Source organism: Mesorhizobium sp. M0037 (assembly GCF_040323635.1).
Lineage (GTDB): Bacteria > Pseudomonadota > Alphaproteobacteria > Rhizobiales > Rhizobiaceae > Mesorhizobium.
Map to the genome: position 1 here is coordinate 218,223 of NZ_JAMYVB010000008.1, position 22,974 is coordinate 241,196.

Consider the following 22,974-nt stretch of genomic DNA (forward strand, 5'->3'; position numbering starts at 1 on the left):
TTTGTCCTCCCTGAACAGTCAATGCGTGGCGACGCGCGGCTCGCTAGAGAATTGGCTGGCCCGTTCGATTGCCTCGTTGACCACCAGAACATTGCGCGCCATGCGTTCCGACGCTGCGTCGATCATCTTGCCGTCGAGTGCGGCCGCTCCCTTGCCCTGCGCCTCCGCCTCCTTCAGCACTTCGAGGATGCGCCGGGCGCGGGTGACCTCTTTTTCCGGTGGAGAGAAGACGTCGTTGGCAAGCGCGATCTGCGAGGGGTGGATCGCCCACTTGCCTTCGATGCCCAGCGCCGCCGCGCGCCTGGCGCCAGCGATGTAGCCCTCCGGATCGGAGAAGTCGCCGAACGGCCCGTCAATGGCGCGCAAGCCATAGGCGCGGCAGGCGACGGTCATGCGCGACAGAGCGAAATGCCACTGATCGCCGGGATAGTCGGGGTTGAGGCCGCCAATGTTGACCGTGCGCGCCTTGCAGCTTGCCGCATAGTCGGCGACGCCGAAATGCATGGCTTCCAGCCGGCCGGGTGTCGCGGCAATCGCCTCGACATTGGCCATGCCGAGCGCGGTCTCGATCAGCGCTTCGAGGCCGACGCGGGTCCTGAAACCCTTTGCCATCTCGATCTGGTTGACCATGGCCTCGACCATGTAGAGGTCGGCCGGCACGCCGACCTTCGGCACCAAAATGGTGTCCAGCCGGTCACCGGCCTGCTCCATGACGTCAACCACGTCGCGGTACATGTAGTGCGTGTCGAGGCCGTTGATGCGCACCGAGACGGTCTTGCCCTTGGCGCGCCAGTCGATGTCGTTGAGCGCCTGGATGATGTTCTTGCGGGCGCGTTCCTTGTCGGGCGGGGCGACCGCATCCTCGATGTCGAGGAAGATGAAGTCGGCGGCGCTGTTGGCCGCCTTGTCGATCATTTCCGGGCTGGAGCCTGGAACCGCCAGCTCGCTGCGCTGCAGCCGTAATTTCTTGAGGTGGTTGATGGTGTGGCTCATTGTCGGCTCCTCAGGCGGCTTCGGCGACCGGCACGGCGGCCGAGGCGCGGAAGTGCTGGATGGCGGCGCCGACGCCGGAGCCGGGCGCCAGCCGTACGCCGCAGTCGAGCAGCGCCATTTCGGCGGCCGAGAGCGAGGCCAGCACCATCACCTCGTTCAGCCAGCCGAGATGGCCGATGCGGAAGACCTTGCCGATCACCTTGTTGAGGCCGCCGCCGAGCGCGGTCTGGTATTTCTGGTAGGCGCGCTTGACCACATCGCCGCTGTCGACGCCGTCCGGCACCAGGATGGCGCTGACGGTGTCGGAGTGCCATTTAGGCGTCTTGGCGCAGAGCTTCAGGCCCCAGGCGTCGACCGCCTTGCGCACGCCTTCGGCGAGGCGATGGTGACGGGCGAAGATGTTTTCCAGCCCTTCCTCGGCGATCAGGTCGAGCGAGGCGCGCAGGCCGCGCAGCAGCTGAGTAGCCGGCGTATAAGGGAAATAGCCGGCGTCGTTGGCGCGGATCATATCTTCGAAGGAGAAGAAACAGCGGCGGTGGGTGGCGCTCCGCGAGGCCACCAGCGCCTTCTTGCTGACGGAGAGGAAACCGAGGCCGGCGGGCAGCATGAAACCCTTCTGCGAGCCGCTGACCGCGCAATCGACGCCCCATTCCTCCTGGCGAAAGTCGATCGAGCCGATCGACGAGACGCCGTCGACGAAGAGCAAAGCAGGGTGGTTGGCGTCATCGAGCGCGGCGCGGCAGCCGGCGACGTCGCTGGTCACGCCGGTCGCGGTCTCGTTTTGGGTGCAGAAGACTGCCTTGATGCGGTGCGCCTTGTCGGCCCTGAGCCGCTCGGCATAGAGCTCGAGCGGCACGCCGGTTCCCCATTCGCAGTCGATGACATCGACCTCGAAGCCGAGCCGTTCGGCCATGTCGACCCACAGATGCGAGAACTGGCCGAAGCGCGACATCAGCACGCGGTCACCGGGGCTGAGCACATTGGTCATCGCCGCTTCCCAGGCGCCGGTGCCGGAGGAGGGATAGATGAAGACGCGGCCGGTCTCGTTCTTGAACACCGTCTTGATGTCTTCGAACAGCGGTAGCGTGAGATCGGGGAAGGATGCTGCACGCATGTCCTCCATCGGCAGGTTCATCGCCTGGCGGACCTGTTCGGGAATGTTGGTCGGTCCGGGAATGAAAAGATGGGTGAAACCGGCCATGTCGCGAACTCCTCCTGATCCAGCAAAGCGGTGATGGGGAGTTTCGTTTCGACGGCTAATGGCAACAACACCTCAAGAGGTAACATCTTGCCGCGCGCGGGTGGGGGTTGCCTACCCGGGTGACCTACCCGCGGCTCATCGCTTTCCTACCCGAACGGCTGCTTCTGGGTACGCCGCTCGCGCGCATAGAGCGCGACGGCCATCGCCCGGTTGCGGACGTCGAGCTTGTCGTAGAGATTCTTGAGGTGATACTTCACCGTGTTCTCGGAAATCCCCGTACGCGTCGCGATCTGCAAATTGGTCCAGCCGTCGGACAGCACGGCCAGCAGTTCGCGCTCGCGCACGGTGAGCAGCGACAAGGGCGTGTCGTTGACCTTATTGATGTCGATGTAGGGGATGCAGATGCGTCCATGCGCGACGGCCAGGATGGTCTCGAAGATGATCGCTGGATCGTCGAACTGGAAGCAGTAGCCCTGGGCGCCGAGGCGCACGCACTGCTTCAGGATGCCGATGTCGTGGTCGTTGGAAAACACCGCGATGCGCACGCCGAGCTTGCGGCTGTGAACCTCGGCCAGCACATCGGCGCCGTCCATGTCGGCAAGCTTCCACCCGATGATTGCGACGTCGAATTCGCCTTCCGCTGCCAACTCAAGAAAATGCCTGCCGCTTTGCACGCAGGCCAGGAGCTCGAAGCGCCCGTCGCAGTCCAGCATGTCGCGCAGCGCCGATATCACGAGCGGATTGCGTTCGGCCACGACCACGCGCACGCGCCGTTCCTCGATTGCTTTCTGCGTCTGCGACCTGATCTTCAAGGGCTTCCGGCTGTTCTGGTTGTCGCCTGGGCGGGTCCGGCCTTTGCCTGAACCTGCATCATGACAATTCTGCCCCAACCGTGCTGGGGTGCTCTTTCCCCAGCGACATGCGCTGTCGCGCCGCCTGAATCCTGGGCGGCGTCATATCCTGATGAAATCGCTCTCGCCCATATGCAGGGCGGGGCGCATTTCGTTTGATATTACCGTGCGTTGCGCGCTAGACCTGACAGGCACCTTTTCCGAAATTCCCATGGCGGGAGCCGCTGGTGGAACGCCAGGACGACCACACGACCGGCGCCAAAGCCGCTGACGATGCCCACGCCGACATCTATGGCGAGGACGGCGCCGTTCTGTCATCATTCCTCGCCCAGATCGGGGCGGCGATCGCCGATCGCGATACGCTGACGCTGAAGCGCGAAGTCGACGACCTGCACCAGTCGGAACTTGGCGATCTGCTCGAGGCCCTGCACCCCGAACAGCGTCGCGCCCTTGTCGAACTGCTCGGCGCCGACTTCGACTTCTCGTCGCTGACCGAGGTCGACGAGGCGATCCGCCGCGATATCGTCGACAATATGCCCAATGAGCAAATTGCCCAGGGCATGCAGGACCTCGATTCCGACGACGCGGTCTACATTCTCGAAGATCTTGAAAAGGAAGACCAGGACGAGATCCTGTCGCAGCTGCCGTTCACCGAGCGGATCAGGCTGCGCCGCTCGCTCGACTACCCGGAAGAGACCGCCGGCCGCCGCATGCAGACCGAGTTCGTCGCCGTGCCGCCGTTCTGGACCATAGGCCAGACCATCGACTACATGCGCGAAGACAAGAACCTGCCCGAGCGGTTCAGCCAGATCTTCGTCATCGATCCAAGCTTCAAGTTGCTCGGCGCCATCGACCTCGACCAGATCCTGCGCACCAAGCGCACGACCAAGGTCGGAGACGTGATGCACGAGACGAGGCACGCCATTCCGGCCACCATGGACCAGGAAGAGGCGGCGCGGGACTTCGAGCAATACGATCTTCTGTCCGCCGCCGTCGTCGACGAGAACGAGCGGCTGGTCGGCGTGCTGACCATCGACGACGTCGTCGACGTCATCCAGCAGGAGGCCGAGGAAGATCTGCTGCGCATGGGCGGCGTCGGCGACGAAGAGTTGTCCGACAGCATTCTTTCGACCTCGCGCTCGCGCGTTCCCTGGCTGCTGGTCAACCTGTTGACGGCGTTCCTGGCGGCGTCGGTGATCGGCCTGTTCGACCGCACCATCGAGCACATCGTGGCACTGGCCGTGCTGATGCCGATCGTGGCCGGCATGGGCGGCAATGCCGGTTCGCAGACCATGACCGTCACGGTACGCGCGCTGGCGACCAGGGATCTCGACATCTACAATGCCGGCCGCATCATCCGCCGCGAAATGGGCGTGGGTTCCATCAACGGCATCATCTTCGCCGTGCTGATCGGCATCGTCGCGGCCGTCTGGTTCCGCGATGCCAATCTGGGCGGCATCATAGCGGCGGCGATGATCATCAACATGTTCGTGGCAGCCCTTGCCGGTATCCTGATCCCGCTATTGCTCGACCGGTTCAAGATCGATCCGGCGGTGGCGTCGGCGGTTTTCGTCACCACCGTCACCGACGTCGTTGGCTTCTTTGCCTTCCTGGGGCTGGCCACCTGGTGGTTCGCTATCCCTTGAGAAAGAGGCGTTGCGGGCTCAATTGACTTTTACGTAAATGTGGTGCGAGGCTTGCGCGGGGTTTCATGCCGAGTCCGGCTTGGAACGGGGTTGATCGGAATGCGTTGGAAATCCCGGGCGACCGGGCGTTTTCCGATGTTCCGACATTTGGAGCAAAGATGCGGGAATATTATTCGATCACCGAACTGACCCGCGAATTCGACGTGTCGACGCGGACGCTGCGCTTCTACGAGGATGAGGGGCTGGTGCAACCCGTGCGGCGGGGCCGCACAAGGCTGTTTCGTCCGTCGGACCGGCATCTGATCCGTCAGATCATGCGCGGGAAACGGCTCGGCTTCTCGATCAACGAGATCCGCGAAATCATCCAGATGTACAAGGAACCGCCCGGCGAGGTCGGTCAACTCAAGCTGATGATCAAGCGCATCGAGGAGAAGCGCGAGGATTTGCGCCAGAAGCGCCGCGATCTCGAGGAGACGCTGGCGGAGCTCGACCAGGCTGAGGAGTCATGCGTCGAGCGGCTGGTGGAGCTGGGGGTTAATACCTGAGCGGACCCCCGAGCGTTTGCGCGCCCGTCGCAAACGTTCGCGATTAGCCGGAGCCCTTCCCACTTCGGCATTCTAGGGCGAAGCAGGAGCGAAGCTCCGTCGCGGAGACCCTAGAATCCATTCCGTGACATCGGTCGTGGAGTGCAGCGGTAGCGAATTCTGGACCATAGCAACGCTCTGGAGTCGCGGCATGGATCCTCGGGTCTGTGCTGCGTCGCTACGCTCCTTGCTCCGCCCGTGGATGACGAAGAGACGGATGCGCCAGCTAATCGCCAAGGTATACACCCCTGCCACGTCGCCTCAGATCCAGCGCCCGACCCGCTTCGCATAGTCGCGGTACTTCTTGCCGAATTTGGCGAACAGCACCTTCTCCTCGCTCTCGATGGCGACCTTCTGCGTTGCAAAAGCCGCGATCAGGGCCAGCGGCAGGAACCATACGATCCCCGAGACGAAGGCGACGCCGATCAAAAGCAGCGTGTTGGCCAGATACATCGGGTTGCGCGTGACGCCGAACGGGCCAGACGTCACCAGATGCTCCGGCACGCCATTGGGGTTCATCGTCGTTTTGGCCCGGATCATGGCGCGGATAGCGGTGAACCAGAGGGCTGCGACGGCAAACAGCACCACAAAGCCGGCGGCAAACAAAAGGTCGCCCAAGAGGTCGCCGATCCAGGGCAGGGGATAGAACAGGCCGAGCACGATGCTGATGGCGATGGCGGCGATGTAGATCAGCGGCGGCCACGGGATCAGCCGTGGTCTCGATAGATCGGGTTTTGCCAGCCCGGGTCTTGTGAGCTTGTCGGTCATTGTTGCCCTCCCTGCGTCATCGGACTCTCCTCCGTCCTGGCGGTGCAGATGCCGGCGAGTTCACCGAGGTGCGCTTTGAACTCCGGGGTCTGGTCACCATTGTAGAGCCGGTCGAATGCCGCTTCGCTTTGCAGCGTGTCCAGCATGCACACACAATAGCTGGTGCAGAACTCCGTGTCGCGCTGCTGTTCGCAAGATACCTGGCATTCCTTGAGGAAGATCACTTCCCTTGTTTCGACGGGCGCCGGCGCGATCTGCGAGAACAGCCAGACGCAGCCGAACAGCAGCGGCTGGTGGATCAGGTAGAAAGCCAGGCTGTGGCGGCCGATGAAGGTGAGCGGCCTGGTCCAGCTTCCCGATGCCAGCGTGGCCAGCCGCGCCAGCAGGCCGGTGGTGGACGCAAACCTTGCCGCGGCGATGCCGAGAAGCACGGCGCCGAACCAGGGAAACAGCGGCACGTAATCGTTGGAGCGCGGGTTGATCGCCGACAGGCCGACCCACCAAAGCGCCGGATGATCGAAGGCTTCGGATCGGAGATAGAGGGGGACTGCGATCACCACCGCCGCCACGACCAGCGTCAGCCAGGAAGGCAGCCGCAGAAACAAAAGGCCGAGCAAGCTGGCCAGCGCGATCTGATGCAGGATGCCGAAGAAGATGAAGCTGTCCGGCGTGATGAAGTACGTGACCGCCGATATAGCGGCGGCCGCGACGGCGACCATGGCAAAACGTTTCCAGAAGCCGGTCCAGCGGATCTGCCTGCCATGAGCGAGAAACAGGCTGACGCCGACCAGGAACAGGAAGGTCGAGGCGATGCAGCGCGCATAGATCTTCCACCAGCCGACGGCGGTGAGGCCGGGGTCGGTGTAGTGGAAATTTTCGAGATCCCAGGTGAAGTGGTAGCTCGCCATGGCGATCAGCGCGATGCCGCGTACGACATCGATGGCGACGATGCGCTTCGGTTGATCTCGCTTCAGTTGATCTCCAGGGGGTGCGGTATGGATGCTCATGGTCTCGCGATCTGATTCAGCCCCAAAGACGACTATCACGGTTGCACCGGACAAAAGAAGGCCGCCCTCTACGCTCCGGGTCGCGCCGTGCGGCTGCATCGGGCGGCGCTTTAGGCCAGAGCCGGAAAGCCTTTGGCCGAATTCGCTTTTTGCCGGGAAGGGGTCGGTTTCCTGTTACCGGCGGAGGAAGCGCCAGCGCAGATTTGGGCTGCGAGTCTGATTTGGGGATCAAATGTCCACCCATGTGCGCCATCCGATCTGGCTGCCAGCCCTGCGTCCGGCGGATGCGCGCACCTTTGCCTCGCTCTATGCGGTCGAATCCTTCGCCCGCGCCACGGTATCGAGCGTCATCCCGATCCAGGCTTATGAGATTCTGCACAACGAGCAGATCGTCTCGATCCTCTACACCATCGTGGCGCTGCTCGGCCTGTCGGTGACCTTGTTCATGCCGATGTTGATCCGCAGGTTTGCCCGGCGCTGGGTCTATACCGCCGGCGCCTGCCTGCTGGCGATAGGCTCGCTGTTCTTCGTCACCCACACGCTTGCGGGGCAACTGGCAGGCATGCTGTGCCGCGTCATGGGGGCGAGCGCCCTGTCGATCACGCTCAACCTCTACATCATGGACCACATCCGCAAGACCGATTTCATGCAGGCCGAATCGCTGCGCATGGCGTGGTCGATGCTGGCCTGGACCGGCGGGCCGACACTCGGCATCTTCCTCTACACACGCTACGGCATCTATGCCGCGCATGGCGCGGTCGCGGTGTTTGCGTTGGCCTTGCTGGCGCTGTTCTGGACCTACAGGCTGGGCGACAACCAGTCGATCCGGCCTGGCAAGACGCGGCCGGCCAATCCGCTGGCCAATATCGGCCGCTTCGTAGCACAACCCAGGCTCAGGCTGGCCTGGCTGATCGCCTTCGGCCGCTCCTGCTTCTGGACGACGTTCTTCGTCTATGGGCCGCTGTTCATGGTGATTACCGGCGAGGGCGAGCTTGCCGGCGGCCTGCTGGTTTCGGCCGGCAATGCGCTGTTGTTCATGGCGATCTTCTGGGGCAAGGCTGGAAAACGCTTCGGCGGCCGGCGCACCATGACCTTCGCCTATTTCGCGATGTCGGCGACGCTGCTTGCGGCGGGCGCGGTCGGCACTACCGCGCCGCTGCTTACGGGCTTTTTCCTGCTCTGCGGCGCCTTCTTCACCATCGCGCTCGATGCACTGGGCTCGACCGCCTTCATGCGCTCGGTGCGGTCCTATGAGCGGGCGCAGATGGCCGCGGTCTACCGCACCTATCTCGACTTTTCCGAGCTGACGCCGCCGCTGGTCTATTCGGTGGTGCTGGCGTTTTTCGGCCTCGGCTCGGTGTTCGTGACGCTGGGCATTCTGGCCGCGGTTTGCGGCTTTATCACCTGGCGCTATCTGCCGAAGTCGCTTTGATCAGGAGGCCGCATGCCGCTCGCGCACCCAGTTGTGGAAGCGATGCAGATCATACTCCTCCGGCATCAGCACGCCGGCCGCGTGACGCATCGAGCGCAGGCCTTTCTGGTTGACCTCGCAGATCGCGGCATCCTCCTCCAGCACCTGGGTACCGAAGGCGACGACATTGTCGATGTCGGTCTCGGCGAGCGCCTCGGGCGCGAACAGCCACTCGGCGGTGAGTTCGGCCTGTTCGGGACCGAGCGGCATCAGTCGCACCGTCCTGACATAATCGACATGGCCGACGATGAACATCGAGGGCAGGCTGGTGGCATAGGTCTGTCCGGCCGCACGCTCGGCCGGCGTCAGGCCCGGGAAGACCGGGCCATGGGCATGTCCGTCGCGCGACCAGGTCTCGGCGCCGGCGCGCAGGCCACCCGAAAACTCCGGTGCGTCATTGTCGGCATGGCGGACCCAGTCGGGGTCGTCGTGCCGGCTCATCAGGCCGCGGCCGTATATCGGCACCAGCCGAGACAGGTCCTTGTGGACGCCCGGGCAATGCAGGCACTCGTTGAAGTTCTCCCAGAAGATCTTCCAGTTGCAGTTCATCACCTTGCGCAGGACATGGCCTGATACCAGCGTTTCCAGCGGCCAGTTGGCGAGGTCGCCGGATGCGGGATCGAAGGAGGTCCCGGCGGAGCCGGCCGCAGCCTGCTGAAGGTTCACAAAGACAAAGCCGCGCCACACCGACAGCGCCACCCGGTAGAGCGGATGATCGGCCTTGTCGAAACCATCTGGCAGCGATTTCGAGGGAACGCGCACGAGATCGCCGCGCAGCGAGTAGGACCAGGCGTGGTAGGGGCACGTGATGAGCCGCGCTTTCAGCCGGCCCTCGCTTTTCTGGCAAAGCTGCGAGCCGCGATGCCGGCAAGTGTTGTGGAAGGCGCGCAGTTCGCCGGTCTCGTCCCGCAGAATGACGATTTCCTGCGTGCCGACGCGGAATGTCCTGAACGCCAGCGGCTGGGCGAGGTCGGCCTCGCGGCAGACGAGCAGCCAGCTTTTGTGCCAGATGGCGTCGAGATCGCGCTGGTAAGCCTCGCTATCCCAATAGGCCGACGACGGTAGCGTCGGTTCGGCCCGGCTCAGGCCGTTATAGGGGTCGCGCTCGCTCGGGCTGGGATGCATGGCTGGCTTCCTATGAAGCGTCAGCCGACACCCCGGCAAATCGTTTGTCAATCAGAGTGCCGCATTGCCGGTTGCAGGCGCGGCGCATAATCATGTCGTGGACATGGGACATTCGGAAATTGGGGGGATTCGGAAATTGGCCGCACGACAGATGTCGCTTACGCCGGAGCTGGTCGCGCGCTGCTGGCGCGAGATCAGGGACCCCGGGCCGGATCCGGACGCGATGCATCTCGATGACGCCGACTATGACGCGCTGCTGGATGAATTCCAGGTCGAACTCCCGGATAGCGAACCGCTATGGCTGTTCGGCTATGGATCGCTGATCTGGAAACCGGAAATAGATTATGTCGAGGACCGCGTTGCGCTGGCGCGAGGCTGGCATCGGTCCTTTTGCATGAACATGACGCGCTGGCGCGGCACCAAGGACAGCCCCGGCCTGATGATGGCGCTGGACCGTGGCGGACAATGCAAGGGCGTCGCCTTCCGGCTGACCGAAAGTAACCGGCGCGGGCAGTTGGGCCGGCTTTTCCGGCGCGAAGTCACGCTGAAGCCGACAAGCTACCGGCCGCGCATGCTGAAGCTTGCAAGCGAGGCCGGACCGCTCAGGGCATTGGCCTTCGTCATCAACCGCAACGGCCTGACCTATTCAGGGCCGCTCGACGAGGGCAAGGTCGTCGAAAGGCTGGCAACGTCCTGCGGGCACTGGGGGTCGGGCGCCGACTATCTCTACAACACGGTGAAAAACCTTGAAGAGCGCGGCATTCACGATCGCCATCTGTGGCGGCTGCAGCGGCTGGTTGCCGAGCGGATCACCGCGTTGAACCCGTAACGCCGCATGGCGCATTCGCGCTGTTGGCCGGCGGAATTTGGTTTGCCGGATGCGGCCGTTTCAGCCTATAGTCATGCATGTCGTCGGTTCCGTTAGGGACCAAGAGGGAATGCGGTGAGGGCTGACTTGTTGCCCAATGCCGTGGCTGCCCCCGCAACTGTGTGCGGTAGTCCTCTCCAAGCCACTGAGGATTTTTTCCTCGGGAAGGTGGGGAAGGGCGCTGATCCGCGAGCCAGGAGACCTGCCGGCGACAGGGAACTGACTTCGATGCCCTCGGGTGGAGGGCGAAAGGACAAGATATGAATACCGCTTCCGTCTCCCTCGGCGCTTCCGTCTCCTCGCAGTCGCGCTTCATGCAGCTCGTGCTTAGCGCGTTTCTGGGCATTTTCGTCGTCGGCGTTGTCGGTTTCTCGCATATCGATGCGGTCCACAATGCGGCGCACGACTATCGCCATTCGATGGCGTTTCCCTGCCACTGACGAGGATCTGACATCATGAACCTGTTTCGCAACGTCGTGTTCATCGCGGCGATCGCAGGGCTCGTGGCGGGTGTCGCTCTCGCCTGCATGCAGGCCTACGCCACCGTGCCGCTGATCCTCAAGGCCGAGGTCTACGAAAAGGCTGGTGGCGGCCATGAGCATGAGCATGCCGCGGCGCCCGCCGCCAACGCTGCGGACACCAATGCCATGAGCACCGCCGCGCCGGCGGAAAATGCCGTGAGCAGCGCAGCCCCGGCTGAAGCTGCCGCGCCAGCGGAGGACGAAGGCTGGGCGCCGGCCGACGGCTTCGAGCGATTCGCCTTCAGCGTGCTGGCCAATATCGTCACCGGTATCGGTTTCGCGCTGGTCCTGGTGGCCGTTTCCGAATTCGCCGGCGGCATCGGCAACTGGCGCCAGGGGGTGTTCTGGGGTCTGGCCGGCTTTGCCGTATTCACGCTGGCTCCGGGCCTCGGCCTGCCGCCGGAACTGCCGGCAATGCCGGCGGCCGATCTCATGCAGCGCCAGATCTGGTGGGTGGCGACGGTTGTGGCGACTGCCATTGGCCTTGCCTTGATCGCCTTCCGCACCTCGGCGCCGCTGACCGTCCTTGCCGTCGTTCTGATCGTCGCCCCGCATATTGTCGGCGCGCCGCAGCCCGACAGTTTCGAGACGCCGATCCCCGAAGGCCTGCATCACCAGTTCGTGGTGGCGGTGACGGTGACCAATCTGGTGTTCTGGTTGGTGCTCGGCGCCGTCATTGGCGTGGTGCGCGAACGCTTCACCGGCTCGGCGACCAGCCTGCGCGACAGCTTTGCCTGATCGCAGTTTGACCTTTATCATCGGCGGTGCGCGCTCCGGCAAGAGCGCGCATGCCGAAACCCTGGCGACGGCGTTGCCGCCGCCATGGGCCTATATCGCCACCGCCGAAGCCTATGACGATGAGATGCGCGAGCGCATCGCGCTGCATCGCTCGCGGCGCGGCGAAGGCTGGGCGACCATCGACGCGCCGCTCGATCTTGTCGGAGCGCTCGAAGCCTTGCCCGACAACCAGCCGGTGCTCGTCGATTGCCTGACGCTGTGGCTGACCAATCATATGCTTTCCGACCATGATCTCGAGGCGGAATGCCGGCGGCTAGCCGACATGCTGTCGCGGCCGCGCGGGCCCTGGCTCGTTGTCTCGAACGAAGTCGGGCAAGGCATCGTGCCCGACAATGCGCTCGCACGCCGGTTTCGTGATGCCGCCGGCCGTCTCAACCAGCAGGTCGCGGCGGTTGCCGATACGGTGCTACTGATGGTGGCGGGGCTGCCGCTCAAGGTGAAATGATGACCGATATCGACGCAAAAGACGAAGAACGCCACCGCGCCAAGATGGCCAAACGCAAGGCGGTGCAGGACGCCGAGGTCGCGGAAAAGACGGTCGAGAAGGGGCTGCTGATCGTCAACACCGGACCCGGCAAGGGCAAGACCACGGCCGCCTTCGGGCTGGCGCTGCGCATGCTCGGCTATGGCAAGCGCGTCGGCGTCGTCCAGTTCATCAAGGGCAAATGGCACACCGGCGAAAAGGACGCCTTCGCGGCGTTCGGCGACCGTGTCGTCTGGCACACGATGGGCGAGGGTTTCACCTGGGAGACGCAGGATCTGAAGCGCGACATTGCGGCGGCCGAAGCCGCCTGGGCCAAGGCGCTGGAGCTGATCGCCGACCCCTCTGTCAGCCTTGTCGTCCTCGATGAGCTCAACATTGCGCTGCGCTACGACTATCTCGATCTCGACAAGGTGGTCGCGGCGCTGAAGGCGCGGCGCGAAGGCCTGCATGTCGTCGTCACCGGCCGCAATGCCAAGCCGGCGCTGGTCGAGGCGGCCGACCTCGTCACCGAGATGGGCGTGACCAAACACCATTTTTCCGCAGGCGTTAAGGCGCAGCAGGGAATCGAGTTTTGAGGGTCTAACTTCGGGAGATGACCGTTGGAACAAGCGGTAATTGTCTATCTTCTTCTGAGCGGCGGTCAGTTCGGGGCGCCGGAAGAGCGGCAATCGGTCCAAGTTCTGGAGGATCGGTTGGAACAAGCTGTTTCGAATGCGCATGTCGGCGAATTTGATGGCGACGAGTTTGGCGAGGGCAAATGCACCCTCTATCTGTACGGGCCAGACGCCGAGAAGCTTTTCCTTGTGATTGAGCCTGTGCTGAAATCCTCGGCAGTGGCCGCCGGCGGTTACGCGATCAAAAGATTTGGCGCGGCGGTGGATTCAAACGCCAAGGAAGTCCGTGTCTCTTGGTGAGTCAGGCGGCGCATCTACTGCGAGATCAAAACATCCAGGTAGATGACGACCGCGGAGAGCAATCCAAACAGCGCGATCAGCAGATAGTCTGCTATCTGGTAAAGTTTCAGCGCCCGCCGGATGTCGGTGCTGTCGGCCTCGCGGCGGCCGCCTTCGCCCATATAGGCGTCCTCGACGATGACGCCGCCATAGCTGCGCGGGCCGGCGAGCGCCAAGCCGAGCGCGCCAGCCATCGCCGCCTCCGGCCAGCCGGCATTGGGCGAGCGGTGCTTTTTGGCGTCGCGCCGCATTGCTTGCCAGGCGTTGCGGGGATCGGCGCCGTCAACGAGAAAGGCGGCGGCAACGATCAGCAACGCGGTCAGCCGGGACGCCGGCAGGTTGATCCAGTCGTCGAAGAGTGCCGCCGCGCGGCCGAAGGCCTCGTGGTGCGGGGTGCGGTGGCCGATCATCGAATCGGCGGTGTTGGCGGCCTTGTAGGCGACGCCGCCGGCCAGACCGCAGACACCTGTCCAGAAGGCGGGCGCAACGATGCCGTCGGAGAAATTCTCGGCCAGGCTTTCGATGGCGGCGCGGCTGACGCCGGCATGGTCGAGCTTCTCTGGGTCGCGGCCGACGATGCGCGCAACCGCAATGCGGCCGAGCGCCAGCCCGCCGGTATCCAGCGAATCGGCCACCGCCTCGACATGTTCGGTAAGGCTCTTTTGCGACAGCAGCGACGAGGCCAGGATTGCCGTGATGATCATGCCGGCAGGAAAGAGCTGCCAGAGCAGGATTTGCACGATGAAGGCGATTGCCGCCGGCACCAGCACGATCACCAGCAGCGCCTGCACGCCGCGGCGGCGACGCAGCGCGTCGGAATCAGTGTCGCGGTTGAGCCTGAGGTCGAGAAAGGCTATCAGCCTGCCGAACCAGGTGACGGGATGGCCGACGGCACGGAACAGCCAGTCCGGGTAACCCAGGATGCGTTCGATGGCCAGCGACAGGAAAGCGATCAGGATCGACATGAAGCTTTCTGATGGAGCGATTACTGTGGTGGATCACGGTGGATCCCTTGGCCGGGCGAGGGCGCTCTTCCCTCACGCGCCACAACCTTTCGTCGATCTCTCGACAGGTATCAATCCGCACTCCTACCCGCTTTTCGAGCTGCCCGCCACCGCCCTGTCACGATTGCCGGAAGCCGCGCGCCTGCGTGAGCTGGCCAGGGTCGCGGCCGGCGCCTATGGCGCGCCTTCGGACGAGAATGTGGCGGTCGCCCCGGGCACGCAGATCCTGCTGCCGCGCGTCGCCTCGCTGGTCAGCCCCGGCAAGGCGCTGGTGCTCGGGCCGACCTATGCCGAGCATGCCAGGGCCGCCGCGATTGCCGGCCATGCGGTGGCGGAGGTCGACGATTTCGACGCGCTTGCCGGAGCCGAAATTGCCATCGTCGTCAATCCCAACAATCCCGACGGGCGAGTCGTGTCGCGGGAAAGGCTGCTTCGGCTTGCCGAGACATTGCGCGCCATAGGCGGTCTGCTGGTCGTCGACGAAGCCTTCATGGATGTCGGCCCGCACGCGGAAAGCCTGGCCGGCGATGTCGGGCGGGGCGGCATCGTCGTGCTGCGCTCGTTTGGCAAGTTCTTCGGTCTCGCCGGCCTGCGGCTCGGCTTCGCACTTTCCGATGCAGCGACGGTCGAAAGGCTTGAAACGCAATTCGGCCCTTGGGCGGTCGCCGGCCCAGCGCTCGAATACGGCATCTGCGCGCTTGCCGACAGCGGCTGGCAGGCCGACATGCGGCGGCGGCTGGCGCAGGATGCGGCGCGGCTCGATGCGCTGCTTTCGCGCTTTGGCGTTGCTGTCGCCGGCGGCACGACGCTGTTTCGCTATCTCCGGCTTGCCGATGCACCGGGGCTGTTTTCGACGCTCGGTGAGCGCGGCATATTGCTCAGGCATTTTTCCGAGCGTCCCCAGGTGCTCCGCGCGGGGCTGCCTGGAAGTCAGGAGGAATGGCAGCGGCTTGAATCGGCGCTTGCCGACTGGGGCGCACGGCGCGACGATGGGTCGAAGGAGATCGCGCCATGATCCATATCTGTTCGCTGGCAAAGCTTGAGGAGACGGTGGCCAAAAGCGGCGCCGAGCGCGTGCTGTCGCTGCTCGCTGCCGGCACCGAGGTGACGCGGCCGGCCTCAATTGCGAGGGAAAACCACCTGCATCTGGTCATGCACGACATCGCGGTGGCGCAGGACGGCATGACCATGCCAGGCGAAGACCATGTGCGCAATCTGCTCGATTTCGCCCGGAAATGGGACCGCGTCAAACCCATGGTCGTCCATTGCTATGCCGGCATCAGCCGCTCGACCGCCTCGGCCTATATCATTGCGGCGGCGCTCGCCCCGAAGCGCGACGAAGTCGAACTTGCGCAGACATTGCGGAAGCTTTCGCCCTCGGCGACACCCAATCCACGGTTGATCGCCGTCGCGGATGCTCTGCTCTCACGACAAGGCCGCATGATCGAAGCGATCGAGGCGATCGGGCGGGGCGCCGATGCTTTTGAGGGTACGCCTTTCGTGTTGAAGATCGACGGCTAAGGCGGCCCGCTATGCCAGCCAGTCGGCAAGCTTCGCCTTGCGCACATCCTTCAACAGGGTGATGAAGCCGTCGGCCTGATGCTCCGCCGTCAGTCGGCCTTTCTCGGCCGTGGCAATGCTGGCATCGCCGACCACGCCGTTGGGGTTGAGATCCCCAGCGATCCAGGCGAAAGCGTGCGTTCCGGTGTGGCGCAGCAGCGCAAATTCGGTTTCGGCGCGGGCGACCTTGGAGGCGAAATTGTCGGCCTTGGCCATGTCGACTAACTCCGGGCGAAAATGCAGCATCAACGAGGTCTCGACGTCGCCGCCATGGATGCCATGGCGGTCTTCCAGCTCGGTGTACATGCCGGCGGGGCGGCCGAAGCGCTGCCAGCTGGTCTTCACCGCCAGCATCCTCTCACGCACGCGCAGCTCGCGCGTGACGATGCCCATGATCTCTTCATTGCCGCCATGCGAGTTGACGACGATCAGTTTCCTTACGCCTGCGCGGGCAACGGACAGGCCAAGCTCGGTCCAGGCATCGACCAGGGTGGCCGCCGGCAGGGTGAGCGTGCCCGGCGCCTGCAGATGCTCGTTCGACTTGCCGACCGTTTGGACCGGCAGGATGCGGATGTCGAGATCGCCGGGCAGGCGGGCGATGACCGTCTCCAGCATGCCGTTCATGATCGAGGTGTCGGTTGATACAGGCAGATGCGGGCCGTGCTGCTCGATCGCCGCCACCGGCAGCACGGCAATCGTCGCCTCCGGATCGATCGCGGCGTATTCGGTGGTCCGGTAGTCGCCCCACCACACGCGTCTGTTTGCAACGGTCATGTCATGCCTCTTGACTGTGAGGGAGACCTAGCGCGCCAAACGTCGCCTGTCGATCACCCGGCAGCAATCGCCTCGACCTCGACCTTGAATTCCGGCCGCGCAAAGCCTGACACGATCATCAGCGTCGAGGCGGGCGCGGGGCTGGCAAACAAGCGGTCGCGGACGTCGATATAGGGCCGCAGAAAGGCGCGGTCGGTGACGTAGGCGTTTATGCGCGCGATGTCGCCTAGCCCCAGCCCGGCTTCAGCCAGAATCGCCGCTATGTTTTGAAAGCAGAGCTCGGCCTGCGCGCCGGCATCCTCGGGGATCTCGTCGTCCGCCGTGATGGCGACCTGGCCGGAGCACAGAACCAGCCGCTTGCCTGGCGGCACCTCGACGCCGTGGCTGTAGCGGGCGAAAGGCGGCTTAATCGACTTCGGCGCGAGGTATCTGAACATGGCAATCTCCTGTCTGCGAGAGCAGCCTAAGACGTGACCGATAGTACGTTCAAGATGTGGTGCATGGCACAAGGGCGATTGTGGACAGGCGTCCAAAAAATAGGCACGATGCACTCCCGCACAGCATGACCCGTCCGGTGTTGGCAGTGACTGCCGCGCAAGCAGGCGGCCCGGGCGGTGGCATGTGTCTTGCTTCTTGGATCAATGGTGTCGAGCCCGGCGCGTGACGCTCCGGAGCCAACAAAGGGTGGTGTCGATGTACGGAAAACAGAAGATTTCAGCGCTTGCGGTCGCGCTGCTTGGAGCCGGCACGTTCGGCGCGGCAGCAAACGAGAAGGTCACCTTCGGCACCAACTGGCTGGCCGAGCCCGAGCATGGCGGCTACTACCAGGCCGTCGCCGACGGCACCTACGCTGCATGTGGCCTCGACGTGACGATTTCGCAGGGAGGTCCGCAGGTCAGCGGGCGGCCGCTGCTGCTGGCCGGCAAGCTCGATTTCTACATGGGCGGCAATCTGCTGTCGACCTTCGACGCCGTCCAGCAGGGCATCCCGATGCGCGTCGTCGCCGCCGATTTCCAGAAGGACCCTCAAGTCATCATGTCCCACCCGGGGCAGGGGCTGGACAAGTGGGAGGATTTGAAAAACGCCGACCAGTACATTCTCGGGGACGAGGGCGTCCAGACCTTCTTCCAGTGGATGGTCATCGAACTCGGTTTCGATGCCGCCAAGCGCGTGCCCTACACCTACAACACCGCTCCATTCCTGGCCAACAAGAAGTCGATCCAGCAGGGTTACGTCACCTCGGAGCCTTTTGCGGTCAAGAAGGAAGGCGGCTTCGTGCCCAACCAGTTCCTGCTCGCCGACTATGGCTGGGACACCTATTCGACGACGATCGAGGTGATGCAGGACACGATCGACAAGCGGCCGGAGGTGGTCCAGTGCTTCGTCGATGGCTCGGCCAAGGGCTGGTACAACTACCTCTACGGCGACAACAAGGCCGCCAACGAGATGATCAAGAAAGACAATCCCGACATGAGCGACGAGCAGATTGCCTTCTCGATCGAGCAGATGAAGAAGTTCGGCCTGGCCGATTCCGGCGACACCGAAAAGCTCGGCATCGGCGCCATGAACGAAGACCGGATCAAGAGCTTTTATGACAAGATGGTCAAGGCCAAGGTCACGCCCGAGGGCATCGATATCAAGAAGGCCTATACGCTGGCCTTCATCAACAAAGGTGTCGGAATCGAGCTGAAGAAGTAATCGTGAAGCTGGAAAAGATGGCGCAGGCGCCCATGACGGCATCGGGTGAAGGCCCGATGCTGCTGACGCTGCGCCATGTCGGCAAGGTGTTTTCCAATGGCGTGACTGCATTGAGCGACGTCGATCTCGCCATCCGCGAGGCCGATTTTGTCAGCCTGCTCGGGCCGTCCGGCTGCGGCAAGTCGACGGCGTTGAGGCTGATCGCGGGCCTGTCGACGCCGACATCCGGTCAACTCGACTGGGGCGGTTCGATCGACCGCGCCAATATCGGCTTCGTCTTCCAGGAACCGACGCTGCTGCCCTGGGCCGATGTCTTCGACAATGTCTGGTTGCCGCTCAGGCTGAAAGGCGTGTCGCGCGCCAAGGCGGCGCCGGTGGTGATGGAGATGCTGGAGCGGGTGCACCTGACCGGTTTCGAAAACGCCGTGCCGCGCGAGCTTTCCGGCGGCATGAAGATGCGCGTCTCGATCGCACGCGCGATGGTGACGAAGCCGCGCATTCTGTTGATGGACGAGCCGTTCGCCGCACTCGACGAGATCACCCGCTTCAAGCTCAACAACGACCTTCTGGAGCTGTGGCAGGACGAGCGCTTCACCGTCGTCTTCGTCACCCACAGCGTCTTCGAAAGCGTGTTCCTGTCAAACCGCGTCGTCGTCATGGCGGCGCGGCCGGGCCGCGTCCATGCCGAGTTGGCAATCGGTGCCGCCTATCCACGCGACGAGGTGTTCCGCACCTCGCCCGACTATGCCGCGCTCTGCCGCCAGGCCTCGGACATCCTGGTCAACGCCATCAACACATCAGCCGGACCGCACCATGACGGCCATTGACCAGAATGCCGCAACGCTCGACGCGGAAGAGGCGGGCCGCGTACGCCAGGAGCGGCTGGAGCGGATCGGCCGGTGGGTCTTGCCTTTGGCGATCATGATCCTGGCGATCTGGCTGTGGGACCGCATTTGCGTGTGGAACGCGATCCCGCAATATATTCTGCCGCGTCCCGCCGTGGTGCTGTGGACGCTCTATAGCGATGCCGGGCTCCTGTTCTCCGCGCTGCTGGTCACGTTGCGCATAACCTTCCTCAGTCTGCTGCTTGCAGTGGTCGGCGGCGTCGGACTGGCGGTGCTGTTTGCGCAATCGAAATGGGTGGAGATGTCGTTCTTTCCCTTCGCCATCGTGCTGCAGGTAACGCCGATCGTGGCGGTCTTCCCGCTCATCAACATCTATGTGGACAACCAGACGGTGAAGCTTTTGCTTTGCGCCTGGATCGTCGCGTTCTTCCCGATCCTGTCCAACACCACGCTCGGCCTCAATTCGGTCGACCGCAATCTGCGCGACATGTTCAAGCTCAACGGCGCGACGCGCTGGCAGCAATTGCGCTATCTCAGACTGCCGGCGGCCATGCCGTATTTTCTAGGAGGCCTGAAGATCGCCGGCGGCCTGTCGCTCATCGGCGCCGTGGTGGCCGAGTTCGTCGCCGGCGCGCAGGGACAATCCTCAGGGCTCGCCTCGCGCATCATCGAGGCCGGCTACCGCCTCAACGCGCCAAGGCTTTTCGCGGCGCTGATCCTGATCTCGCTCACCGGCATATTGATCTTCCTGGTGCTGTCGCTGGTGTCGCATCTCATCCTGCGCCGCTGGCACGAGAGCGCGCTGAAGCAGGAGCGGTAGGGGGTTGGGTGACGTGATTGAGATGCTGGCGCGAAACACCCCCCTCTGGCCTGCCGGCCATCTCCCCCTCAAGGGGGGAGATTGGACGTCATCCGGGATTTCGCCAATTATCGACGTTGGAAGACGGGTGCTGTCGGAAAAGCTGCCAATCTCCCCCCTTGAGGGGGAGATGCCCGACAGGGCAGAGGGGGGCGGTCCTTGATACCGACCTCTGGCTCGTACCATCTCACCAACGTCCGCCTTCACCGGTCGCTGACATCAGGTCTTGCCACCACTTACGACACCGACGGTTTCGCGCTGGCCGACATTGCCGTTGCCGATTGCAAGATCTCGGCCATCGCCGCGCACTACAAATCAAAGGCGCCGACCGATGCCGTCGATCTCGCCGGCCGCATCGTGCTGCCGTGCTTCGTCGACTGCCACACCCACATCGACAAGGGCCATATCTGGCCGCGCAAACCCAATCCCGACGGCAGTTTCATGGGCGCGCTCAATGCCACCGGCGCCGACCGTGCAGCGCGCTGGAGCGCCGAGGACGTGGCGCGGCGTATGGATTTCTCGCTGCGCTCGGCCTACGCGCACGGCACCAAGGCGCTCCGCACGCATCTCGACAGCGTGCCGCCACAGGAGGAAATCTCCTGGCCGGTGTTCGAGGCGATGCGGGAGAAATGGCGCGGCCGCATCGAATTGCAGGCAGCCTGCCTGCTCGGCATCGAAGGCGTGCGCGACAGAAAGTGGTTCGAGAGGCTGGCCAAGCGCGTGGCTGCGGCCAAGGGCGTGCTCGGCGTCGTCACCTATATGGTGCCGGATCTCGAAGAGCTTCTCGACAAGGTGTTCGCCGAGGCGAACAGGCACGGGCTCGATCTCGATTTCCACGCCGACGAGACCGACGACATCGCGGCGATATCGCTGAAGAAGATCGCCGAGGCGGCACTGTGGAACGGTTTTGAGGGCAACATGCTGGTGGGACATTGCTGCTCGCTGGCGCGCCAGCCGGATCTCGACGTGCTCGATACACTCGACAAGGTGGCCAAGGCGCGGTTGGCGGTCGTGTCGCTGCCAATGTGCAATCTCTATCTGCAGGACCGGCGCGCCGACCAGACCACGCCTCGCTGGCGCGGCGTGACCTTGCTGCACGAAATGAAGGCGAGGGGCATTGCGGTGGCGGTGGCCTCCGACAACACCCGCGATCCGTTCTATGCCTATGGCGATCTCGACATGCTGGAGGTCTACCGCATGGCGACGCGCATCCTGCATTTCGATCATCCGGTCGGCGACTGGCCGCAGACGGTGGCGGCGACGCCGGCCAAGGTGATGCGGCTCGATGGTGTCGGGACACTGGCAGCCGGTGGCAGCGCCGATTTCATCGTCTTCAAAGGGCGGAGCTGGACGGAATTGCTGTCGCGGCCCGAATCGGATCGCATCGTCGTGCGCAACGGCCGAGCGATCGACAGGCAATTGCCCGACTATGCCGAGCTCGACGAACTGATGGTGGAATGATGGATGTTTCGGCGCTCAAACGCGATCTCGACGGGATAAAGCTCGACGACAATCCGGCCATCGTCCAGCAGAAGAGCCGCGACTTCTACTGGTACAGCCCGGTGCTGAAGCAGCAGCTCGACCACGTCACCGGCGACCTGATCGTGACGCCCAGGAACGAGGCCGAACTGATCCGCGTGCTTGCCGCTTGCCACCGTCATGGCGTTCCGGTGACGCCGCGCGGCAGCGGCACCGGCAATTACGGTCAGGCGATGCCGCTATCGGGCGGCGTGGTTTTGAACCTTGCCGAGATGAACGAGATCAAGGCCATAGCGCCGGGCCGCGTCGTCACCGGGCCGGGCGCGATCCTCGCCGACATCGACAGAGCGACGCGCGCGCATTCCGGGCAGGAACTGCGGCTGTCGCCGTCGACCTACAACACCGCCTCGATCGGCGGCTTCATCGCCGGCGGCTCGGGCGGCGTCGGTTCGATCAATTTCGGCGGTCTGCGTGATTTCGGCAATGTGCTGCGCCTGCGCGTCGTCACTATGGAGGCGGAGCCGAAGGCGCTCGAACTCACCGGCGAGGACCTGCACAAGGTCACCCACGCCTATGGCACGAACGGCATCATCACCGAGGTCGAGATGCCGCTGACTGCAGCCTATGAATGGATCGACGTGATCGTCGGCTTCGACGCTTTCATGCCGGCAGCCCGCTACGGCAACGCGCTGGCACGCCAGGACGGCATCCTGACCAAGCTGATCACGCCGATCGCCGCGCCCGTGCCGCAGCTCTATTTCAAGCGCCACCAGAAGTTCTTCCGGGACGGGCAAAGCATCTGCGTCGTCATGGTTGCCCGGCATGGGCTAGACGCGTTCCTCGCCTTCACCCGCCGCGCCGGCGGCGAGGTCATCTTCAATGCCGCGACGGCCACGGACGAAGAGAAAAAGGGCCTGCCGCCGGGCTTCGAACTGGCGTGGAACCACACCACGCTCAGGGCACTGCGGGTCGATCCCGCGATCACCTATCTGCAATCGCTCTATCCGTTTCCCAACCAGCTGGCGCTGGTGGAGAAGATGGATGCGATGTTTCCGAACGAGGTCTTTTCGCATCTCGAATTCGTGCGCCTCGACGGCAACATCACCTGCTTTGGCCTGCCGCTGGTGAAATTCACCACCGAGGCCCGGCTCAACGAAATCATCCGGCTGCACGAGGAGAACGGCTGCCCGATCTTCAACCCGCACCGCTACACGCTAGAGGAAGGCGGCATGAAGCAGACGGATGAAATCCAGCTCGCCTTCAAGCGCGAGACCGATCCGCAAGGCCTGCTCAATCCCGGCAAGATGATCGCCTGGGAAAATCCGGATTACGACTATCGCTCGGGCCGGACTTTTTTGTTCAGGGGTTTGCAGAAAGCAGAATGAGCAGAGGTTTGAGCTTGAGCACCCCCCTCTGTCCGGGGGGGCAAATACCCCCCGCCCGCGGGGGGGTGGGGGCGGGGCGCGCCCCCCGCCCAACACCCCC

Annotated in this window: 25 protein-coding genes and 1 riboswitch; of the genes, 16 read left to right on the plus strand and 9 right to left on the minus strand. The window is 63.8% G+C overall.

All coding sequences use genetic code 11. The features are described from left to right. Positions 1-18: 18 nt before the first annotated feature. From NKJ78_RS15065 to NKJ78_RS15075, 3 genes are all read right to left on the minus strand, one after another. Positions 19-993, minus strand: a complete 975-nt coding sequence (locus NKJ78_RS15065) for an HpcH/HpaI aldolase/citrate lyase family protein (protein ID WP_023670793.1) — start codon at positions 991-993, stop codon at positions 19-21. A gap of 10 nt (positions 994-1,003) precedes the next feature. Then, positions 1,004-2,194, minus strand: coding sequence for an aminotransferase class V-fold PLP-dependent enzyme (locus NKJ78_RS15070; protein ID WP_023731220.1), 1,191 nt, complete (start codon positions 2,192-2,194; stop codon positions 1,004-1,006). 146 nt (positions 2,195-2,340) lie between these two features. Continuing rightward, positions 2,341-3,006 (minus strand): response regulator transcription factor, encoded by a 666-nt coding sequence (locus NKJ78_RS15075; protein WP_023670791.1) that lies wholly within the window; start codon positions 3,004-3,006, stop codon positions 2,341-2,343. Between the two features lie 266 nt (positions 3,007-3,272). Here NKJ78_RS15075 and mgtE point away from each other — a divergent pair, with 266 nt between their 5' ends. Beyond that, positions 3,273-4,691 carry a magnesium transporter gene (gene mgtE, locus NKJ78_RS15080; RefSeq protein ID WP_023670790.1) on the plus strand — a complete coding sequence of 473 codons (1,419 nt, stop codon included), beginning with the start codon at positions 3,273-3,275 and terminating at the stop codon, positions 4,689-4,691. Positions 4,692-4,849: 158 nt separating this feature from the next. Continuing rightward, complete coding sequence (locus tag NKJ78_RS15085) at positions 4,850-5,236, plus strand: MerR family transcriptional regulator (RefSeq protein WP_006203215.1); 387 nt, start codon at positions 4,850-4,852, stop codon at positions 5,234-5,236. 300 nt (positions 5,237-5,536) lie between these two features. Here NKJ78_RS15085 and NKJ78_RS15090 read toward each other — a convergent pair whose 3' ends face one another. Next, positions 5,537-6,043: a methyltransferase family protein gene (locus tag NKJ78_RS15090; RefSeq protein WP_023822177.1), complete on the minus strand. Its 507-nt coding sequence runs from the start codon at positions 6,041-6,043 to the stop codon at positions 5,537-5,539. Then, complete coding sequence (locus tag NKJ78_RS15095; protein ID WP_023710816.1) at positions 6,040-7,050, minus strand: heparan-alpha-glucosaminide N-acetyltransferase; 1,011 nt, start codon at positions 7,048-7,050, stop codon at positions 6,040-6,042. Before NKJ78_RS15095 ends, NKJ78_RS15090 begins: the two co-directional genes overlap by 4 nt. 232 nt (positions 7,051-7,282) lie before the next feature. Here NKJ78_RS15095 and NKJ78_RS15100 point away from each other — a divergent pair, with 232 nt between their 5' ends. After that, positions 7,283-8,482 carry an MFS transporter gene (locus NKJ78_RS15100; protein ID WP_023822178.1) on the plus strand — a complete coding sequence of 400 codons (1,200 nt, stop codon included), beginning with the start codon at positions 7,283-7,285 and terminating at the stop codon, positions 8,480-8,482. On the opposite strand, the gene NKJ78_RS15105 is transcribed toward NKJ78_RS15100, so the two are convergent. Further along, a complete protein-coding gene (locus tag NKJ78_RS15105) occupies positions 8,483-9,646 on the minus strand; it encodes an aromatic ring-hydroxylating oxygenase subunit alpha (protein WP_023822179.1) in 1,164 nt (387 codons plus the stop codon). Between the two features lie 136 nt (positions 9,647-9,782). On the opposite strand from NKJ78_RS15105, the gene NKJ78_RS15110 reads away from it, so the two are divergent. The 6 genes from NKJ78_RS15110 (at position 9,783) to NKJ78_RS15135 (ending at position 13,231) form a co-directional block, all read left to right on the plus strand. Beyond that, on the plus strand, positions 9,783-10,475 hold the full coding sequence (locus NKJ78_RS15110; RefSeq protein WP_031198567.1) for a gamma-glutamylcyclotransferase: 693 nt from the start codon (positions 9,783-9,785) through the stop codon (positions 10,473-10,475). Between the two features lie 67 nt (positions 10,476-10,542). After that, positions 10,543-10,738, plus strand: a riboswitch (cobalamin riboswitch). A gap of 36 nt (positions 10,739-10,774) precedes the next feature. Beyond that, positions 10,775-10,954 carry a CbtB domain-containing protein gene (locus tag NKJ78_RS15115; protein ID WP_023670784.1) on the plus strand — a complete coding sequence of 60 codons (180 nt, stop codon included), beginning with the start codon at positions 10,775-10,777 and terminating at the stop codon, positions 10,952-10,954. 15 nt (positions 10,955-10,969) lie between these two features. Continuing rightward, the gene (locus NKJ78_RS15120) at positions 10,970-11,773 is read left to right on the plus strand and encodes a CbtA family protein (protein ID WP_023753457.1); all 804 of its coding nucleotides are present in this window, start codon (positions 10,970-10,972) and stop codon (positions 11,771-11,773) included. Beyond that, positions 11,766-12,278: a bifunctional adenosylcobinamide kinase/adenosylcobinamide-phosphate guanylyltransferase gene (gene cobU, locus NKJ78_RS15125; RefSeq protein ID WP_023690284.1), complete on the plus strand. Its 513-nt coding sequence runs from the start codon at positions 11,766-11,768 to the stop codon at positions 12,276-12,278. The genes NKJ78_RS15120 and cobU overlap by 8 nt, the downstream gene beginning before the upstream one ends. Then, complete coding sequence (cobO, locus tag NKJ78_RS15130) at positions 12,278-12,892, plus strand: cob(I)yrinic acid a,c-diamide adenosyltransferase (protein WP_023685228.1); 615 nt, start codon at positions 12,278-12,280, stop codon at positions 12,890-12,892. The genes cobU and cobO overlap by 1 nt, the downstream gene beginning before the upstream one ends. 24 nt (positions 12,893-12,916) lie before the next feature. Further along, complete coding sequence (locus NKJ78_RS15135) at positions 12,917-13,231, plus strand: hypothetical protein (protein ID WP_023670780.1); 315 nt, start codon at positions 12,917-12,919, stop codon at positions 13,229-13,231. 14 nt (positions 13,232-13,245) lie between these two features. Here NKJ78_RS15135 and cbiB read toward each other — a convergent pair whose 3' ends face one another. Then, positions 13,246-14,235 (minus strand): adenosylcobinamide-phosphate synthase CbiB, encoded by a 990-nt coding sequence (gene cbiB / locus NKJ78_RS15140; RefSeq protein ID WP_023685229.1) that lies wholly within the window; start codon positions 14,233-14,235, stop codon positions 13,246-13,248. Here cbiB and cobD point away from each other — a divergent pair. After that, positions 14,234-15,289, plus strand: coding sequence for a threonine-phosphate decarboxylase CobD (gene cobD, locus NKJ78_RS15145; RefSeq protein ID WP_352460295.1), 1,056 nt, complete (start codon positions 14,234-14,236; stop codon positions 15,287-15,289). The genes cbiB and cobD overlap by 2 nt on opposite strands. Then, entirely contained in the window at positions 15,286-15,795 is a 510-nt protein-coding gene (locus NKJ78_RS15150) for a tyrosine phosphatase family protein (protein WP_023739121.1), read from the plus strand. The genes cobD and NKJ78_RS15150 overlap by 4 nt, the downstream gene beginning before the upstream one ends. A 9-nt stretch (positions 15,796-15,804) precedes the next feature. Here the strand turns inward: NKJ78_RS15150 and NKJ78_RS15155 are convergent, their stop codons facing one another. Both NKJ78_RS15155 and NKJ78_RS15160 read right to left on the minus strand, forming a co-directional pair. Further along, a complete protein-coding gene (locus NKJ78_RS15155; RefSeq protein ID WP_023670776.1) occupies positions 15,805-16,608 on the minus strand; it encodes a creatininase family protein in 804 nt (267 codons plus the stop codon). 53 nt (positions 16,609-16,661) lie between these two features. Next, positions 16,662-17,045 (minus strand): RidA family protein, encoded by a 384-nt coding sequence (locus NKJ78_RS15160; protein WP_023739120.1) that lies wholly within the window; start codon positions 17,043-17,045, stop codon positions 16,662-16,664. A gap of 256 nt (positions 17,046-17,301) precedes the next feature. Between NKJ78_RS15160 and NKJ78_RS15165 the strand changes: the two genes are divergently transcribed. The 5 genes from NKJ78_RS15165 to NKJ78_RS15185 all read left to right on the plus strand — a co-directional run bounded on the left by NKJ78_RS15165 (position 17,302) and on the right by NKJ78_RS15185 (position 22,874). Beyond that, positions 17,302-18,306 (plus strand): ABC transporter substrate-binding protein, encoded by a 1,005-nt coding sequence (locus NKJ78_RS15165; protein WP_023739119.1) that lies wholly within the window; start codon positions 17,302-17,304, stop codon positions 18,304-18,306. Positions 18,307-18,308: 2 nt separating this feature from the next. Then, complete coding sequence (locus tag NKJ78_RS15170) at positions 18,309-19,133, plus strand: ABC transporter ATP-binding protein (protein WP_023739118.1); 825 nt, start codon at positions 18,309-18,311, stop codon at positions 19,131-19,133. Next, entirely contained in the window at positions 19,120-19,971 is an 852-nt protein-coding gene (locus NKJ78_RS15175; RefSeq protein ID WP_023739117.1) for an ABC transporter permease, read from the plus strand. Before NKJ78_RS15170 ends, NKJ78_RS15175 begins: the two co-directional genes overlap by 14 nt. Positions 19,972-20,169: 198 nt before the next feature. Beyond that, on the plus strand, positions 20,170-21,471 hold the full coding sequence (locus NKJ78_RS15180; RefSeq protein WP_352460294.1) for a cytosine deaminase: 1,302 nt from the start codon (positions 20,170-20,172) through the stop codon (positions 21,469-21,471). Further along, positions 21,471-22,874 (plus strand): FAD-binding oxidoreductase, encoded by a 1,404-nt coding sequence (locus tag NKJ78_RS15185; protein WP_352460296.1) that lies wholly within the window; start codon positions 21,471-21,473, stop codon positions 22,872-22,874. Before NKJ78_RS15180 ends, NKJ78_RS15185 begins: the two co-directional genes overlap by 1 nt. Positions 22,875-22,974 lie beyond the last annotated feature (100 nt).